Annotated in this window: 17 protein-coding genes; 8 read left to right on the top strand and 9 right to left on the bottom strand. The window is 74.9% G+C overall.

Annotated features, from left to right (window positions below; genetic code table 11):
* Positions 1 to 69 precede the first annotated feature (69 nt).
* Positions 70 to 2361: a DNA helicase PcrA gene (gene pcrA / locus ACI79O_RS23515; protein ID WP_456915339.1), complete on the bottom strand. Its 2292-nt coding sequence runs from the start codon at positions 2359 to 2361 to the stop codon at positions 70 to 72.
* A gap of 241 nt (positions 2362 to 2602) precedes the next feature.
* Between pcrA and ACI79O_RS23520 the strand changes: the two genes are divergently transcribed.
* Positions 2603 to 2872 carry a chorismate mutase gene (locus tag ACI79O_RS23520; RefSeq protein WP_456893075.1) on the top strand — a complete coding sequence of 90 codons (270 nt, stop codon included), beginning with the start codon at positions 2603 to 2605 and terminating at the stop codon, positions 2870 to 2872.
* A 9-nt stretch (positions 2873 to 2881) separates the two neighbouring features.
* Here the strand turns inward: ACI79O_RS23520 and ACI79O_RS23525 are convergent, their stop codons facing one another.
* Positions 2882 to 3286 carry a YybH family protein gene (locus ACI79O_RS23525; RefSeq protein ID WP_456893077.1) on the bottom strand — a complete coding sequence of 135 codons (405 nt, stop codon included), beginning with the start codon at positions 3284 to 3286 and terminating at the stop codon, positions 2882 to 2884.
* A 161-nt stretch (positions 3287 to 3447) separates the two neighbouring features.
* Here ACI79O_RS23525 and ACI79O_RS23530 point away from each other — a divergent pair, with 161 nt between their 5' ends.
* From ACI79O_RS23530 to ACI79O_RS23540, 3 genes are all read left to right on the top strand, one after another.
* Positions 3448 to 4020 carry a carboxymuconolactone decarboxylase family protein gene (locus ACI79O_RS23530; RefSeq protein WP_456893079.1) on the top strand — a complete coding sequence of 191 codons (573 nt, stop codon included), beginning with the start codon at positions 3448 to 3450 and terminating at the stop codon, positions 4018 to 4020.
* Complete coding sequence (locus ACI79O_RS23535) at positions 4017 to 4889, top strand: RNA polymerase sigma-70 factor (RefSeq protein ID WP_456915340.1); 873 nt, start codon at positions 4017 to 4019, stop codon at positions 4887 to 4889. The genes ACI79O_RS23530 and ACI79O_RS23535 overlap by 4 nt, the downstream gene beginning before the upstream one ends.
* Positions 4890 to 4969: 80 nt before the next feature.
* Positions 4970 to 5704 (top strand): PIG-L deacetylase family protein, encoded by a 735-nt coding sequence (locus tag ACI79O_RS23540; protein ID WP_456893083.1) that lies wholly within the window; start codon positions 4970 to 4972, stop codon positions 5702 to 5704.
* Between the two features lie 12 nt (positions 5705 to 5716).
* On the opposite strand, the gene ACI79O_RS23545 is transcribed toward ACI79O_RS23540, so the two are convergent.
* Both ACI79O_RS23545 and ACI79O_RS23550 read right to left on the bottom strand, forming a co-directional pair.
* The gene (locus tag ACI79O_RS23545; protein ID WP_456877401.1) at positions 5717 to 6376 is read right to left on the bottom strand and encodes a response regulator; all 660 of its coding nucleotides are present in this window, start codon (positions 6374 to 6376) and stop codon (positions 5717 to 5719) included.
* Positions 6373 to 7623: an ATP-binding protein gene (locus tag ACI79O_RS23550; protein WP_456893085.1), complete on the bottom strand. Its 1251-nt coding sequence runs from the start codon at positions 7621 to 7623 to the stop codon at positions 6373 to 6375. Before ACI79O_RS23550 ends, ACI79O_RS23545 begins: the two co-directional genes overlap by 4 nt.
* Before the next feature lie 124 nt (positions 7624 to 7747).
* Between ACI79O_RS23550 and ACI79O_RS23555 the strand changes: the two genes are divergently transcribed.
* Both ACI79O_RS23555 and ACI79O_RS23560 read left to right on the top strand, forming a co-directional pair.
* On the top strand, positions 7748 to 8623 hold the full coding sequence (locus tag ACI79O_RS23555) for a PspC domain-containing protein (protein ID WP_456915341.1): 876 nt from the start codon (positions 7748 to 7750) through the stop codon (positions 8621 to 8623).
* Entirely contained in the window at positions 8616 to 8912 is a 297-nt protein-coding gene (locus tag ACI79O_RS23560; RefSeq protein ID WP_456877404.1) for a hypothetical protein, read from the top strand. Before ACI79O_RS23555 ends, ACI79O_RS23560 begins: the two co-directional genes overlap by 8 nt.
* A 62-nt stretch (positions 8913 to 8974) precedes the next feature.
* Here ACI79O_RS23560 and guaA read toward each other — a convergent pair whose 3' ends face one another.
* Genes guaA through guaB form a run of 3 tightly spaced genes read right to left on the bottom strand, consistent with a single transcriptional unit; the run spans position 8975 to position 13208 of the window.
* The gene (gene guaA / locus ACI79O_RS23565; protein ID WP_456893089.1) at positions 8975 to 10537 is read right to left on the bottom strand and encodes a glutamine-hydrolyzing GMP synthase; all 1563 of its coding nucleotides are present in this window, start codon (positions 10535 to 10537) and stop codon (positions 8975 to 8977) included.
* A complete protein-coding gene (locus ACI79O_RS23570; protein ID WP_456893091.1) occupies positions 10537 to 11673 on the bottom strand; it encodes a GuaB3 family IMP dehydrogenase-related protein in 1137 nt (378 codons plus the stop codon). Before ACI79O_RS23570 ends, guaA begins: the two co-directional genes overlap by 1 nt.
* A gap of 2 nt (positions 11674 to 11675) precedes the next feature.
* Positions 11676 to 13208: an IMP dehydrogenase gene (gene guaB / locus ACI79O_RS23575; protein WP_456915342.1), complete on the bottom strand. Its 1533-nt coding sequence runs from the start codon at positions 13206 to 13208 to the stop codon at positions 11676 to 11678.
* Between the two features lie 211 nt (positions 13209 to 13419).
* Here guaB and ACI79O_RS23580 point away from each other — a divergent pair, with 211 nt between their 5' ends.
* Positions 13420 to 13809: a DUF5319 family protein gene (locus tag ACI79O_RS23580; protein ID WP_456915343.1), complete on the top strand. Its 390-nt coding sequence runs from the start codon at positions 13420 to 13422 to the stop codon at positions 13807 to 13809.
* 72 nt (positions 13810 to 13881) lie between these two features.
* Here the strand turns inward: ACI79O_RS23580 and ACI79O_RS23585 are convergent, their stop codons facing one another.
* The gene (locus ACI79O_RS23585) at positions 13882 to 14616 is read right to left on the bottom strand and encodes a response regulator transcription factor (RefSeq protein ID WP_456877408.1); all 735 of its coding nucleotides are present in this window, start codon (positions 14614 to 14616) and stop codon (positions 13882 to 13884) included.
* Positions 14617 to 14859: 243 nt separating this feature from the next.
* On the opposite strand from ACI79O_RS23585, the gene ACI79O_RS23590 reads away from it, so the two are divergent.
* Complete coding sequence (locus ACI79O_RS23590; protein WP_075013352.1) at positions 14860 to 15159, top strand: WhiB family transcriptional regulator; 300 nt, start codon at positions 14860 to 14862, stop codon at positions 15157 to 15159.
* A gap of 61 nt (positions 15160 to 15220) precedes the next feature.
* Here ACI79O_RS23590 and ACI79O_RS23595 read toward each other — a convergent pair whose 3' ends face one another.
* Positions 15221 to 15733: a hypothetical protein gene (locus ACI79O_RS23595; protein WP_456893097.1), complete on the bottom strand. Its 513-nt coding sequence runs from the start codon at positions 15731 to 15733 to the stop codon at positions 15221 to 15223.
* Positions 15734 to 16013 lie beyond the last annotated feature (280 nt).

Genomic DNA, 16013 nt, shown 5'->3' on the forward strand with positions numbered 1-16013 from the left:
CGGGGCGGCGGTGGGGGGCCGGGGCGCCCCCCCCCGCCACCGCACGAGGAAGACCCGCAGAGGCCCGCGCTACAGCTTGACGAGGGGGGCGTAGCGCAGCACGAGCCGCTTGGTGCCGCCCGAGCCGAAGTCGACCGTGGCCTGCGCCTTGTCGCCGACGCCGTTGACCTCGACCACGGTGCCCAGCCCGAAGGCGTCGTGGCTGACCCGGTCGCCCACCTCGACGGAGATGACCGCCCGGTTGCCCCGGCCGCCGCGCAGCCCGCCGGTGGACAGCCCGGTGGCCGCCACCCGCTGCTGGGCCGACCCGGTGCTCGGCGCCGGCAGCGGGTCGGTGCGCGCCCAGTGCACGGCGTCGGCCGGCAGCTCGTCGAGGAACCGCGACGGCGGGTTGTAGGCCGGCTGCCCCCAGCTGGTGCGCACCGTGGCGCGGGAGAGGAACAGCCGCTGCCGGGCGCGGGTGATGCCCACGTAGGCCAGCCGCCGCTCCTCCTCCAGCTCCTTCGGGTCGCCGAGCGCGCGCAGGTGCGGGAAGACGCCGTCCTCGAGCCCGGTCAGGAAGACCACGGGGAACTCCAGCCCCTTGGCCGTGTGCAGCGTCATCAGCGTGACGACGCCGGCCTCGTCGCCGGAGACGGGGATCTGGTCGGCGTCGGCGACCAGCGACACCTGCTCGAGGAAGTCGGTGACCGTGCCGCCGGGGTTGGCCGCCTCGAACTCCGCGGCCACCGAGATGAGCTCGTTGAGGTTGTCGACGCGGCCCTCGTCCTGCGGGTCGGTGCTCGCCTCCAGCTCGGCGAGGTAGCCGGTGCGGTCGAGGATGCTCTCCAGCAGCGCCGCGGGGCCCGAGCCGGTCTCGACCAGCTGCTCGAACTCCTCCAGCAGCGCGACGAAGTCCTGCAGCGCCTTGAGCGAGCGCGGCGCGAGCGTGGTGATCTCCGGGCAGCGGCGCAGCGCCGTGGGGAAGGCGATCCGCTCCCGGTCGGCGAACTGCTCGATGCAGGACTCGGCCTTGTCGCCGATGCCGCGCTTGGGGGTGTTGATCACCCGGCGGAGGCTGACGACGTCGGCCGGGTTGGCGACCACCCGGAGGTAGGCCAGCGCGTCGCGGACCTCCTTGCGCTCGTAGAAGCGCACCCCACCGACGACCTTGTAGGGCATGCCGACGCGGATGAACACCTCCTCGAACACCCGGGAGGCGTTGTTGGTCCGGTAGAAGAGGGCGATGTCGGCGGGCCGGGCCCTGCCGGCGTCGACCAGCGCGTCGATCTGCTCGGCCACCCACGCGGCCTCGTCGTGCTCGTTCTCCGCGACGTAGCCCTCGATCAGCTCGCCGTCGCCTGCGTCGGTCCACAGGTTCTTGGCGCGGCGGCCGGTGTTCTTCGCGATGACGGTGTTGGCCGCCTTGAGGATCCGCTGGGTCGAGCGGTAGTTCTGCTCCAGCAGGATCGTCGTGGCCTGCGGGTAGTCGCGCTCGAACTCGTCGATGTTGCGGATCGTCGCGCCGCGGAAGGCGTAGATCGACTGGTCGGCGTCGCCGACGACGCACAGCTCGGCCGGCGGGACCGGCCCCTCACCGGTGCCCACCAGCTCGCGGACCAGCACGTACTGCGCGTGGTTGGTGTCCTGGTACTCGTCGACCAGTACGTGCCGGAAGCGACGGCGGTAGTGCTCGGCGACGTCGGGGAAGGCCTGCAGCAGGTTGACCGTCGTCATGATCAGGTCGTCGAAGTCCAGCGCGTGCGCCTCGCGCAGCCGCCGCTGGTAGAGCGTGTAGGCCTCCTTGAGCACCTTCTCCGGCGCCGTCTGGGGGCTGAACGACTCCTCGTCGACCAGCTCGTTCTTCAGGTTCGACACCTGGGCGGCGAGACTGCGGCCGGGGTAGCGCTTGGCGTCGAGGTCGAGGTCGCGGGCGACCATCGTCATCAGCCGCACGGAGTCGCCCTGGTCGTAGATCGTGAACGACGACTTCAGGCCCAGCTTGGCGGCCTCGGCGCGCAGGACGCGCACGCACATGGAGTGGAACGTCGACACCCACATGGCGCGGGCGCGCGGCCCCACCAGCTGCGCCACCCGCTCCTTCATCTCGCCGGCGGCCTTGTTGGTGAAGGTGATCGCCAGGACCTCGCCGGGCTGCACCCCGCGGGCGCCCAGCAGGTAGGCGATGCGGTGGGTGAGCACGCGGGTCTTGCCCGAGCCGGCGCCGGCGACGATGAGCAGCGGACCGCCCTCGTGGACGACGGCCTGACGCTGGGGGCCGTTGAGCCCGGCCAGCATGCGGTCCAGTTCCCGGCCGGCCGAGCCGGGAGCGGAACGCTGGAGCGCGGCGGTTCCGGGGAGGGCCTGCTGCACGCTGCTCATAGACACACCACTGTAGTTCGGACGGGCGACGGTCCCGTCCGCCGTGGCGGTCGCCCGTGGCGCTGTGGCACACTCCCGACGTGCTGCTCGCCACCTCCAGCTTTTACTACGGGCACCGGGTTCCGGTGTCCGTCGCCGCCGGCTGAGCAGCCGCCGCAACGAACGCCCCGGGCCCGAGGAGCCCGGGGCGTTTCTCGTTCTCGGGGTCCGACGGCAGACACCGCCCCGCCAGGAGACCGAGATGAGCGCCACCCGCACCCCCGCCGACGCCGACGGCCGCATCGCCGAGCTGCGTGGCGAGATCGACGCCTGCGACGCCGAGCTGATCCGGCTCGTGCAGCACCGGCTGGCCGTGTCCCAGGAGATCGGTGAGCTGCGCCGCGCCACCGGCGGCACCCGGCTGTCCCTGTCCCGCGAGAAGCAGGTGCTCTCCCGCTTCCAGGACGCCCTCGGCCCCGACGGCGCGGCGCTCGGGATGCTGCTGCTGCGCCAGGGCCGCGGCAGGCTGTGAGGGACCCGATCAGGGCCGCTGGTCGGCGGACGGGAAGTCGGCGTGCCGGTGGACCAGCCACCAGTCGCCCTCGATCCGCCGGTACACGTGCGTCACCCGGATCGTCATGTCCCGCGGTTCCCCGCCGTCGACGCGGACGGTCCCCTGCTCGGAGCCGACCGTGTAGGCGAGGTCCCCGCTGACGTCGACCACGTCGTAGCGCGGCACGAGCCGGCCGTCGCTGAAGCGGCTGCCCACCCAGTCCACGGTCTTGGTGACGGCGTGGTGGCCCCTCTCGATCGGCCCCCAGGCGCCGAACAGCGTCACGTCGGGCGAGTCCGCCCAGCAGGCCGCGTAGGGACCGGGGTTGCCGGCGCCCATCGCGGCGAGGCCGTCCGCGACCCGGTCCAGTGCCCGGGACAGTGCAGGGTCCACGTCTGCTCCTCCCCCGACGGGCCGGCGCGGCCCGTCGTGCACCCGCCCCCGTGGACCGCCAGGGTCCGCGCGACCCGGGCCCGGCGGAACCCCGGACCGCGTGTCACACCGCGGACGGCTGCGTCGTCTCCATGACGACCCCCGACGGAGAGGACGCCGCCATGACCGAGACCGGCACCGCCCGCATCCCGCTCGACCCGCCGCGCACCCTGGTCACGCGCGCCGTCGACTGGTACTCGCGCCGCAGGTTCGGCGCGACGCTCACCCCCGCGGCCGCGATGGGACACCACCCGCGGCTGCTGGTCACCCAGCTCCGCCACGAGCAGGCCCTGTCCCGGTGGGACCGGCTCGACCCCACCCTCAAGGCGCTCGCCGTCATGTCGGCGGCGGTGACCGTCGGCTGCTCCTGGTGCGTCGACTTCGGCTGGTGGGTGACCAGCCAGGAGGGCGTGGACCCGGCCAAGCTGCGCGCCGTCCCGACCTGGCGCGACGACGACGGGGTGCTCACCGACCTCGAGCGGCGGGTGGTGCAGTACGCCGAGGCCATGAGCACCACGCCGATGGGCGTCACCGACGAGATGGTCGCCGCGCTGCGCCGCGACCTCGACGACGCCGCCCTGGTCGAGCTGACGACGATGGTCGCCGTGGAGAACAGCCGGTCCCGCACCAACAGCGCCCTCGGCCTGCACAGCCAGGGGTTCCGGGACCGCTGCGAGATCCCGGCCCGCGCATGACCGACCCGCTGCCGGCCTTCGCCGCGCACCGGCGGCTGCTGTTCACCGTCGCCTACCAGATGCTGGGCAGCGTCGCCGACGCCGAGGACGTCGTCCAGGACGCCTGGCTGCGCTGGTCTGCCGCCGGGCGGGACGACGTCGGCGACCCGCGCGCCTACCTCGTGCGGGTGGTGACCCGGCTGGCGCTGGACCGGCTGGACTCCGCCCGCGCGCGCCGGGAGACCTACGTCGGCCCGTGGCTGCCCGAGCCGCTCCTCACCCGGCAGGCCGGTGACCCGGCCGACGAGGCGGTGCTGGGCGAGGAGGTGTCGCTGGCCCTGCTCGTCGTCCTGGAGAGCCTGTCCCCGGCCGAGCGGGCCGTGTTCGTGCTGCGCGAGGCGTTCGGGATGCCGGCCGGTGAGGTGGCCGCCGTGCTCGGCCGCTCCGAGGCCGCCGTCCGGCAGCTCGGGCACCGCGCCCGGGAGCACGTGGCCGCCCGACGACCCCGGTTCGACGCCGACCGGCAGGCGCACCGCGAGGTCACCGAGCGCTTCCTGGCCGCGTGCCTCGGCGGCGACGTCGACGCGCTGCTGGCCGCGCTGGCCCCCGGCGCGGTGCTGGTCACCGACGGCGGCGGCCGGACGAGGGCGGCGCTGCGGCCGATCGCGGGAGCGGACAAGGTGGCCCGGTTCCTCACCGCCGTCATCCCCGGAGGGGCGTCGCTGCCCGGCCTGCGGCTGGACGTCGCCGAGGTCAACGGCCGGCCCGGGGTGGCGGCGTGGACCGACGCCGGGCCGTACGTCGCGGTGTCGCTGGTCGTGACCGACGGGCTGGTCCAGCAGGTCCTCGTGGTGCTCAACCCGGACAAGCTGGCGGGTCTGGTGAGGTGATGGAACGGCCCTCCTGCAGGGGCCCGCCGCGAGCGGGCGAGTGGCGGGGGGCAGGAGGGTCCTTCACTAGGCTCCGCCGGGTGACCGCGCCCCCGCCTCCGGAGCCCGCCGCGCACGTCGAGCGCGTCCTGTGCGTGCTCGCCCACCCCGACGACGTCGACTTCGGCAGCGCCGGGACGGTCGCCACCTGGACCGCCGCCGGCACCGAGGTCACCTACTGCATCGTCACCGACGGCGACGCCGGCGGGTTCGACGAGACGCCGCGCGACCGGATGGGCCCGCTGCGCCAGGAGGAGCAGCGCGCCGCCGCGGCCGCCGTGGGCGTCACCGACGTCCGGTTCCTCGGCTACCCCGACGGCCGGCTGGAGCTGACCCTCGACCTGCGCCGCGACATCTCCCGGGTCATCCGCCAGGTCCGCCCGCAGCGGGTGCTGACCAGCTCGCCGGAGCGGTTCTGGGAGCGGATCGGCGCCAGCCACCCCGACCACATGACGGTGGGCGAGTCGACGCTGCGCGCGGTGTACCCCGACGCCCGCAACCCGTTCGCCTTCCCCGAGCTGCTCGCCGAGGAGGGGCTCGAGGCGTGGACGGTGTCGGAGGTGTGGCTCGGCGCCAGCCCGCGGGCCGACCACGCCGTCGACGTCACCGACGTCGTCGAGCTGAAGTTCGCGGCGCTCAAGAGCCACGTGTCGCAGGTCAGCCACGTCGAGGACCTCGAGGGTTTCCTCACCGGCTGGATGACCCAGACCGCCCGCCGCTTCGGCCTCCCCGAGGGCCGCCTCGCCGAGGCGTTCCACGTCGTCCACACGGCGTGAGGGAACGGCGGGTCAGAGCAACCGGTTGGTGGCCGCCCAGCGGGTGAGCTCGTTGCGGTTGGACAGCTGCAGCTTGCGCAGCACGTTCGACGCGTGCGACTCCACCGTCTTCACCGAGATGAACAGGCGCGAGCCGATCTCGCGGTAGGTGTAGCCGCGGGCCAGCAGCTGCATGACCTCGCGCTCGCGGGCACTGAGCAGGTCGAGCCCGGGGTCGGTGGCGGGGTCCTCCGGCTGCGGGGCCGACGGCGAGGTCGCGGCGAAGGCGTCCAGGACGAAGCCGGCCAGCCGCGGGCTGAAGACGACGTCGCCCTCGGCCACCCGCTGCACCGCGGCGCGCAGCTCGGGGCCGGAGATGGTCTTCGTGACGTACCCGCGGGCGCCGGCCCGGATGACCGCGATGACGTCCTCGGCGGCGTCGGACACCGACAGCGCCAGCCACCGCACCTCCGGCAACTCGGCCCGCAGCGCCTCGAGCACCGCGCGCCCCCCGCCGCCGGGCAGGTGGACGTCGAGCAGCACGACGTCGGGGACGGCGGCCCGGATGCCGGCGATCGCGGCGTCGGCGTCGGCGGCCTCCCCGACGACGGTGACCGCGTCGCCGAGTTCGTGGCGCACCCCGGCGCGGACCATCGCGTGGTCGTCGACCAGGTAGACGGTGGGGACGCTCACGCCGCGGCCTCGCGCGGCAGCACGAGCTCGACCTCGGTGCCCTCGCCGGGCGCGGAGCGGACCGTGGCCGTGCCGCCGAGCCGGATCACCCGGCCGGTCACCGAGTCGCGCAGCCCGCGCCGGTCGGCGGGCACCGTGGCCGGGTCGAAGCCGGCACCGCGGTCGCGGACGAACACCGACACCTGCTCCTGCGTCACCTCGGTGTAGAGGTCGGCCGAGGCGACGCCGGCGTGCTTGGCCGCGTTGAGCAGCGCCTCGCGGGTCGCCGCGCCCAGCGCAGCCAGGGCGTCGTCGACCGGGGCGTCGCCGACGACGACCGGGTCGACGGTGAGCGCGTGGTCACCCTCGACCTCGGCGACCATGTCCGACACCAGACCCGCCCAGGTGCCGCCGGCCGCGACCGCGGGCTCGTAGAGCCAGCTGCGCAGCTCGCGCTCCTGGCTGCGGGCCAGCCGGGCGACGGCCTGCTGGTCGCCGGCGTTGCGCTGGATGAGCGCGAGGGTCTGCAGCACCGAGTCGTGCAGGTGCGCGGCGACGGCGGCCCGCTCCTCGGAGCGGATCCGGGCGGTGCGCTCCTCCTCGCGGGAGTCCAGCAGCCGGCGCCAGAACGGCGCGGTGGCCAGCACGACGCCCACGAGGATGACCAGCGTCGCGACGAAACCGTTGCGGGCGGCGGCGAGCTGGCCGGTGGTGGCCAGCAGGAGCAGGAGGCCGAGCGCGGCGAGGGTGGCGCCGCCGGCCAGCACCCAGCGGACGCCGGGCCGGGCGAGGGTGCGGTCGGTGTCGAGCTGCCGCCAGATGACGGCGAGACCGCCGCCGACCAGCAGCAGCGGGGCGATGAGCTCGCTGTTGCCCCAGGTGGCGAGGTTGGTGACCAGCACCAGCGCGCCGAGGCCGAGCAGCACCATCCCGATGGTCTGCCGGCGGCTGGGCTCCGCGGCCGCGTCCGGGCCCACCTCACCCAGCGGCATGAAGAACCACAGCACCGGATAGACCACCAGGCCGACGCCGGTCACCGCGAGCGCGACGAACAGCGCCCGGACGAGCAGCGGGTCGGCGCGCAGGTGCGCCGCCGTCCCCGCCGCCACGCCGGCCAGCATCCGGCCCGAGCGGGGCCGGACCAGCGGGGGCCGCTGGGGCGGCGCGGGCACGGCGGGGGGCGCGCCGGGGCTCGGCGCCGGCGGGGCGGCCGTGGCGGTCGCCCCGGCCGTCAGCCCGCCCGCGGGGGTCGGCACGGTCCTGGTCACGGTGGAATCGTCGCACCGCGCGGCCACCTCCCGGTACCGGGAAGACCCCGGACGGGCAGGACCAGGGTCGGATGGGGGCCTTCCCCGATGCCGCGCGGGCTCCCGGCTCGGCACGCTCTGTGCCATGACCGCTCCCTTCCCTCCCGAGGCACCCCTCGTCGACCCACCCCCGCCCCGGCCGGCCCTCCGGCGGAGCCGCACCGACAAGGTCGCCGGCGGCGTCGCCGGCGGACTGGCCGAGTACAGCGGCGTGGACCCGCTGCTGTGGCGGGTCGGGTTCGTCGCCCTCACCCTCGCCGGCGGTACCGGCATCGCCGTCTACCTGCTGCTGTGGCTGCTCATGCCGGCCGGCCCCCGCCGCGCCGCCGACGGGACGCCCGCCGGGCCACCGGGGCCCCGCTCCCCCGTCGCCGGGATCACCGTGGCCGGGCTGCTGATCGTCGTCGGGCTGATGGTGCTGGTCACCCGCTACACCGGCCTCGACCTCGGCCCCCGCGGGTTCCTCGCCGGCACGCTGCTGGTGGTGGGGCTGGGACTGGTCGCCTCCGCGTTCGCCCGGGGCCGGGCGCCGCGCGGCGGGCTGATCGCCCTCGGCTCGGTGCTCACGCTGGCGCTGCTGTTCACCTCGTCGGTGTCGGCCTGGAGCGACGGCCGGGGCGGCGTCGGCAACCGCGAGTACGACCCCGAGTCGGTCGAGGCCATCCAGGACGTCTACCAGCTCGGTGCCGGCGACATGGAGCTCGACCTCTCCCGGGTCGACGCCGACGACCTCGACGGGCAGGAGGTCCGCGTCGAGCACGGCGTCGGTGACCTCGAGATCACGGTTCCCGAGGACGCCGACGTCCGGATCGTCCTGGAGCAGGGCATCGGCGAGGCGGACCTGTTCGGGGAGACCGCCGACGACGGCGGCTACTTCCGCGCGGAGGACGGCGACGGCGACCCCGAGCTCGTCCTCACCATCGACCACGGGGTCGGCGACCTGGAGGTGTCCCGTGCCTGACTACAGCGAGTTCCCCACCACCCCGACCGCCTGGCAGGAGCGCGCGCTCGCCGACGCCTGGCAGCACACGCCGGCCCTCGCGGTCCCCGAGCCGCCGCGCAGGCGCCGTCCCGACCTGGTCGCCCTGGTGCCCGGCGTCGCCTTCGTCGTCCTGGCGCTGGTCTTCCTCGCCGGGGTGACCGTGCCGCTCGGCTTCCTCGCCGACGGCGGCCTGCTGTGGCTGCTGCTGGTGGGCGGCGGCGTGGCCCTGCTGGTGAGCGAGCTGCGGAAGGCGCGCCGCAGGCGCTGACACGGACGGGGGCGGACGGGACGAGGGCCCGGGGAGCGATCGGCTCCCCGGGCCCTCGTCCGTCACTCCCACTCGATGGTGCCCGGCGGCTTGCTCGTGACGTCGAGGACGACCCGGTTGACCTCGGGCACCTCGTTCGTGATGCGCGTGGAGATCCGCGCCAGCAGGTCGTAGGGCAGCCGGGTCCAGTCGGCGGTCATCGCGTCCTCGCTGGACACCGGGCGCAGCACGACCGGGTGGCCGTAGGTGCGCCCGTCGCCCTGTACACCGACCGAGCGGACGTCGGCCAGCAGCACCACGGGGCACTGCCAGATCTCGCGGTCCAGGCCGGCGGCGGTGAGCTCGGCGCGCACGATCGCGTCGGCCCTCCGCAGGACGTCGAGCCGCTCCCGGGTCACCTCGCCGACGATGCGGATGCCCAGGCCCGGGCCGGGGAACGGCTGGCGCCACACCATGGCCTCGGGCAGGCCGAGCTCGGCGCCGACGGCACGGACCTCGTCCTTGAACAGCGTCCGCAGCGGCTCGACCAGGGTGAACTGGAGGTCCTCGGGCAGCCCGCCGACGTTGTGGTGGCTCTTGATGTTCGCCGTCCCGGTGCCACCGCCGGACTCGACGACGTCGGGGTACAGCGTCCCCTGCACGAGGAAGTCCACGCTCTCCCCGTGCTGCTCCGCGTCACCGACGACGTCGAGGGCGGCCTGCTCGAAGACCCGGATGAACTCCCGGCCGATGGTCTTGCGCTTCTCCTCGGGGTCGCTGGTGCCGGCGAGTGCGGCGAGGAACTGCTCGCGGGCGTCGACGACCCGCAGGTCCACCCCGGTCGCGGCCACGAAGTCGCGCTCGATCTGCTCGGTCTCGCCCTCGCGCATCAGCCCGTGGTCGACGTACACGCAGGTGAGCCGGTCGCCGATGGCCCGCTGGACGAGCGCCGCGGCGACCGCGGAGTCGACACCGCCCGACAGCGCGCACAGCGCCCGGCCCTCGCCGACCTGCTCGCGGATCCGCTCGACCTGCTCCTCGACGACGTTCGCCGTCGTCCAGGTCGGCTCGAGGCCGGCGATGTCGAACAGGAAGTGCTCGAGCACCGTCTGCCCGTGCGCGGTGTGCCGCACCTCGGGGTGGAACTGGACGCCGGCCAGCCGCCGGTCGACGTCCTCGAAGGCGGCCACCGGCGCGCCGGTGGAGGTGGCGGTGACGGTGAAGCCCGGTGGCGGGGTGCTGACGGCGTCGCCGTGGCTCATCCACACCGGCTGCTCGACCGGCAGGTCGCCGAACAGTCGGCCGCCGGTGGTGACCGTCAGCGGCGTGCGGCCGTACTCCCGGTCGCCGGTGTGCGCGACGGTCCCGCCGAGGGACTGCGCCATCGCCTGGAACCCGTAGCAGATGCCGAACGCCGGGACCCCGCCCTCGAACAGCGCGGGGTCGACCTGCGGCGCACCCTCGGCGTACACGCTGGAGGGCCCGCCCGAGAGCACGATCGCCGCGGGCTCCCGCTCCAGGATCTCCTTGACGGGGACCGAGGACGGGACGATCTCCGAGTACACGCCGGCCTCGCGGATGCGCCGCGCGATCAGCTGGGCGTACTGCGCGCCGAAGTCGACGACGAGGACGGTCGGGAAGTCCATCAGTCCGGCCGACCGCCGATCACCAGGTCGACCCGCTGGAACTCCTTGAGGTCGCGGTAGCCGGTCTTGGCCATCGTGCGGCGCAGCGCCCCGAAGAGGTTGGTGCGGCCGTCGGAGGTCTCGGCCGGGCCCAGGAGCAGCTGCTGCAGCGAGCCCGCGGCCGGGACCGGCGCGGACGTCCCGCCCCGGGGCAGTCGCGGGTGGGCGGCCACCGAGTCCCACCACACGCCCGCGGCCGGGGCCTCCCGCGCCGCGCGCAGCGGCTCCCCGAGCTGCACGGCGTCCGCGCCGCAGGCCAGGGCCCGGGCGATCGCGCCGCTGGTCTCGATCCGGCCGTTGGCGATGACGTGCACGTACCGGCCGCCGGTCTCGTCGAGGTAGTCGCGGCGGGCGGCCGCGGCGTCGGCGATCGCGCTGGCCAGCGGCACCCGGATGCCCATGACGGCGTCGCCGGTGGAGAAGCTGTCGGCGCCCACACCGACGATGACGCCGGCCGCGCCGGTGCGCATCAGGTGCAGCGCCGTCGTGTAGTTGGCCGCCCCGCCGACGATGACCGGGACGTCGAGGTCGGCGATGAAGGACTTGAGGTTGAGCGCCGCACCCTGGGTGGTCACGTGCTCGGCAGAGACGATCGTGCCCTGGATGACCAGCAGGTCGACCCCCGCGGCGAGCACGGTCGGGGCGAGCTGCTCGGTGTGCTGCGGCGAGACCCGCACCGCCGTGGTCACCCCGGCGTCGCGCATCTCCTTGATCCGGGCGCTGATCAGGTCCGGCTTCACCGGCTCGGCGTAGACCTGCTGCAGCAGCGACACCGGCGGCGGCGCCTCGGCGGCGGCGTCGCGCAGCTGCCGGTAGACCGGCAGCGGGTCGTCGTAGCGGGTCCACAACCCCTCGGCGTTGAGCACGCCGAGACCGCCGGCCTGCCCGACGGCGATCGCCGTGGCCGGACTGACGACAGCGTCGCTGGGGCTGGTGACCAGCGGGATGTCGAAGCGGAAGGCGTCGATCTGCCAGGCCGTGGAGACGTCGTCGACGTCGCGGGTGCGGCGGGACGGGACGATCGAGACCTCGTCGAGGTCGTAGGCCCGCCGGGCGAAGCGGTTGAGGCCGATCTCGACGGTGTCGCGGGGAGGCATGCTCACCGCCCCCGGTAGTTCGGCGCCTCGACGGTCATCTGGATGTCGTGCGGGTGGCTCTCGGTCAGGCCGGCCGCGGTGATCCGGATCAGCCGGCCGCGCTCCTGCAGCTCGGCGACGGTGGCCGCGCCGGCGTAGCCCATGGACGCGCGCAGCCCGCCGACGAGCTGGTGGGCCACGGTGGCGAGCAGCCCGCGGTAGGGCACCTGCCCCTCGATGCCCTCGGGGACGAGCTTGTCGTCGGAGAGGACGTCGTCGGCGAAGTAGCGGTCGCGGCTGAACGACTGGTTGCCGCGCTTCTGCATCGCGCCCAGCGAGCCCATGCCGCGGTAGGTCTTGAACTGCTTGCCGTTCATGAACACCAGCTCGCCGGGAGCCTCCTCGACCCCGGCGAACAGTCCGCCGATCATCACCGTGTCGGCGCCGGCGACCAGCGCCTTGGCGATGTCGCCGGAGTACTGCAGCCCGCCGTCGGCGATGACCGGGACACCGGCCGGCTTGCACGCCTGGGCGGCCTCGTGGACGGCGGTCAGCTGCGGGACGCCGACACCGGCGACGACGCGGGTGGTGCAGATCGAGCCGGGGCCGACGCCGACCTTGACCGCGTCGGCACCGGCGTCGACGAGCGCCTGCGCACCGGCCCGGGTGGCGACGTTCCCGCCGACGACCTGCACGCCGCCGTCGCCGCCGAAGTCCTTCTGCACGCGGGCGACCATGTCGAGCACGGCGCGCTGGTGGCCGTGGGCGGTGTCGACGACGAGCACGTCGACCCCGGCGTCGACCAGCAGGCCGGCCCGCTCGTAGGCGTCCTCGCCGACGCCGAGCGCGGCGCCCACGACCAGCCGGCCGTCGGCGTCCTTGGTGGAGTTCGGGTACTGGTCGCGCTTGACGAAGTCCTTGACCGTGATGAGGCCGCGCAGGCGCCCGGCGTCGTCGACGATCGGCAGCTTCTCGATCTTGTGCCGGGACAGCAGCCGCAGCGCGGTGTCGGCATCGACGCCGACGGGGGCGGTGACCAGGGGCATCGGCGTCATGACGTCGCGCACGAGCCGGTGCTGGTCGGTCTCGAAGCGCATGTCGCGGTTGGTGACGATGCCGACCAGGACGCCGGCGTCGTCGACCACCGGGGCGCCGGAGATGCGGTAGCGGGCCGACAGCGCGTCGACCTCGGCGAGGGTGTTGTCCGGCGAGCAGGTCACCGGGTTGGTCACCATGCCGGCCTCGGACCGCTTCACCAGGTCGACCTGGCCGGCCTGCTCCTCGGCGGCGAGGTTGCGGTGCAGCACGCCCATGCCGCCGACGCGGGCCATGGCGATCGCCATGCGGGCCTCGGTGACCGTGTCCATCGCGCTCGACAGCAGCGGGACGGCCAGCCGGATCCCGCGGGTCACCCGGCTGCTGGTGTCCACCTCGGCCGGGACGACGTCGGACTCACCGGGGATGAGCAGGACGTCGTCGTAGGTCAGTCCGAGCGGGGCGAAGGCCGCCGGCACCTCGGGGCGGTACCCGTCAGCTGCGTGGTCGTCGGGCTGCATGGTGGCCGCCACCCTCTCCGTCGGCTCGGCCCCCGGCCGGGCGCGCGGGGACCTCCCCGATCGTAGGCCGGGCCGCTCGGGCGCCGGGACGCCGCCGGAGGTGCTCGGCGTGGGAACCACCGCCGGGGGCGGCTACCGTGTCCTCCGGGCGCGCGAGCCCCGCGCGACCGTGCGTGAGCCACAGCGCCGCCAGCACGAGGGAGGAGGCACCGTGAGCCCCTTCGACGACGCCCCGGACTCCGGCCGCACGCCGTCGGACCCGCCGCCGCTGACCATGGAGGAGCGGGCCGGCGTCCTCGACGACCTGGCCGAGCTCGAGGTGTTCCGGACCCTGCTCGAACCGACCGGCATCAAGGGCATCGTCGTCGACTGCCCCGACTGCGACGAGGAGCACCACGTCGACTGGGCGCTGATGCAGGCCAACCTGCGCCAGCTGCTGGAGGAGGGTCAGACCGGCCGGCACGAGCCACCCTTCGACCCCGATCCCGACGACTACGTCAGCTGGGACTACGCCAGCGGCTACGCCGACGGGGTGGCCGCGGTGGCCGAGCGCGAGGAGCCCGGGGACTCCCCCGGCGGCCGGCACGCCCGCGACGACTGAGACCGGGTGAGAAACGCACCGAGGGGCTCCTCCGGCGGTCGGAGGGGCCCCTCGGCGCGTGCTCGTCGTGCGTCAGCTCATCATGCCCCGGCGGAAGCCGGTGGCCACCGCCTCGGCGCGGTCCTTGGCGCCGAGCTTGCGGAACAGCCGGCGGGCGTGGGTCTTGATCGTGTCCTCGGACAGGTAGAGCTCACGGCCGATCTGGGCGTTGCTCTTGCCCTGGCTCATGCCGGTGAGGACCTGCATCTCGCGCATCGACAGCGTGACCGCGGGCGCGGCCTCCCGGACCGTCGAGCTCACCGCGCGCGGGCCGGCGCCGTTGAGCGGCGTGGCCCACGCCGGGGCGGGCGCGCCGACCGAGGCCAGCGGCACCGGGGCGCCCACCGGCTGCGGCGGCCGGCCGTCGGCGCGCAGCCCCACCCGGGACAGGCCCAGGCCCATCTCCAGGGCGCTGGCGTCCCAGCGCAGGTAGCCCCGCGCCCCGACGGCGACCGCGGCACGCACCGTCTCGGCGTCGTCGGGCGCGCCGAGCACGAGCACCGGGACGCCGGGGTGGGTCCGCAGCACCTGGGTGGCCACGGTCAGGCCGGTGTCGACGGCGCGCTGCGTGCCGACCAGCAGCACGTCGGGCTGGCGGGTGGCCAGCCGCTGCACCAGCGCGACGGCGTCACCGACGACCTCGACCCGGCCCACGAACGGCAGGGCCACCAGGCGGGCGGCGACGTCGTCGCGGACACGGCGGCGCTCGTCGTACACCCACACGGTCGTGGCCCCGTGCCCGGGTCCACGCATCCTGTCGTCGATCACGCGTTGCTCCTCGTCTCCCCCGACCGGGCGGGGCGCCCGGGTCACTCGACCCGCGTAACGGCAGGGCCTGCAGTCACCTTGACCGCGGGCCGGGAGCGGCGACAGCCGTGCTCACCCTGCGGGGGGAGACGGAGGCCGGGAAAATGCTCGATCCCGATGTGTTTGGCCCCACCGACCCTCGGGCACCGGCCCACGTGCAGCCGGACCGCCCCCTCCGGCTCGCACTGAGCCGAGGAGGACGAGATGGCCGACATCCGCCGACTGCCGACACCCGTGGCCGAGGTCTGGGACTGGCAGCTGCACGGCGCCTGCCGTGGAGAGAGCACGGCCCTGTTCTTCCACCCGGACGGCGAGCGCGGCCCCGCGCGGGCCCGTCGCCAGGCCGCCGCGAAGGCCGTCTGCGGCAAGTGCCCGGTCGTCGAGGCCTGCCTCAAGCACGCGCTCAGCGTCCGCGAGCCCTACGGCGTGTGGGGCGGCATGAGCGAGGAGGAGCGGGCCCGGCTGATCGCCGCGGAGCCCGCCGCGGTCGCGGCCGGGGTCTAGCACCCCCTCAGACACCGAGAGGGCCGGTCCAGCAACTGCTGGACCGGCCCTCCGTCGCTGTTCAGGCCGTGCGCTCGGCCGTCATGAGCTCGTCGTGCACCCACGTGCTCCCGCGGTCGCGGGACGTCTCGGCCGACCAGGTGAAGGAGTCCGGGCCGACGTCGGTGAAGCGCCACCGCAGCCACGGGTCCTCCTCGTCGCTCAGCAGGACGACCCCGCCGTCGTCGGTCGGCCGGCCGACGAAGCGCCGGACCCGGCCGTTCACGGGGTCCATCCACGTCGAGCGCCAGGTGCCCGGCGCGTGGGGATCGGGGAAGCGGACCGTCGTCCCGTGGAACGCCCGCGGCGGGACGCCGGCGCCGGGCTCTCCCCTACCGGGCACGATCCACACGTCCTGCACCGCCCGGCCACCGAGCACCCGTCCGACGTGCAGTTCGCCGACCGCCGTCGCCCAGGTGCCGTCGGGTTCGCGGCCCGACCAGTGCAGCCGCCAGGCGCCCACCAGACGCCCGAAGAGCGCGAGGTCGTCGTCGGCTTCCTCCGGGGACGGATCGTGCAGGACGTCCGGGAGCACATCCCCTCCTCTGCCGGTCGGCCAGGGGACGACGGTGCCCCGCCGGCACGTCCGACGTCCAGGGTGAACGGCGGGAGGGCCGGTCCGGCGAGTGCTGGACCGGCCCTCCGTCGCGTGTGCGGGGACAACCGCGTGCGGCGTCCTCCCCCACCGCCGGGGGGGGGGGGGGGGGGGGGGGGGGGGGGGGGGGGGGGGGGGGGGGGGGGGGGGGGGGGGGGGGGGGGGGGGGGGGGGGGGGGGGGGGGGGGGGGGGGGGGGGGGGGGGGGGGGGGGGGGGGGG

The organism is Geodermatophilus sp. SYSU D00696, assembly GCF_054050235.1.

Bases quoted from the DNA above. Each gene is read 5' to 3' on its own strand.
- pcrA (WP_456915339.1), bottom strand. From the start codon at position 2,361: ATGAGCAGCGTGCAGCAGGCCCTCCCCGGAACCGCCGCGCTCCAGCGT.
- ACI79O_RS23520 (WP_456893075.1), top strand. From the start codon at position 2,603: ATGAGCGCCACCCGCACCCCCGCCGACGCCGACGGCCGCATCGCCGAG.
- ACI79O_RS23530 (WP_456893079.1), top strand. From the start codon at position 3,448: ATGACCGAGACCGGCACCGCCCGCATCCCGCTCGACCCGCCGCGCACC.
- ACI79O_RS23535 (WP_456915340.1), top strand. From the start codon at position 4,017: ATGACCGACCCGCTGCCGGCCTTCGCCGCGCACCGGCGGCTGCTGTTC.
- ACI79O_RS23555 (WP_456915341.1), top strand. From the start codon at position 7,748: ATGACCGCTCCCTTCCCTCCCGAGGCACCCCTCGTCGACCCACCCCCG.
- guaA (WP_456893089.1), bottom strand. From the start codon at position 10,537: ATGGACTTCCCGACCGTCCTCGTCGTCGACTTCGGCGCGCAGTACGCC.
- ACI79O_RS23570 (WP_456893091.1), bottom strand. From the start codon at position 11,673: ATGCCTCCCCGCGACACCGTCGAGATCGGCCTCAACCGCTTCGCCCGG.
- guaB (WP_456915342.1), bottom strand. From the start codon at position 13,208: ATGCAGCCCGACGACCACGCAGCTGACGGGTACCGCCCCGAGGTGCCG.
- ACI79O_RS23590 (WP_075013352.1), top strand. From the start codon at position 14,860: ATGGCCGACATCCGCCGACTGCCGACACCCGTGGCCGAGGTCTGGGAC.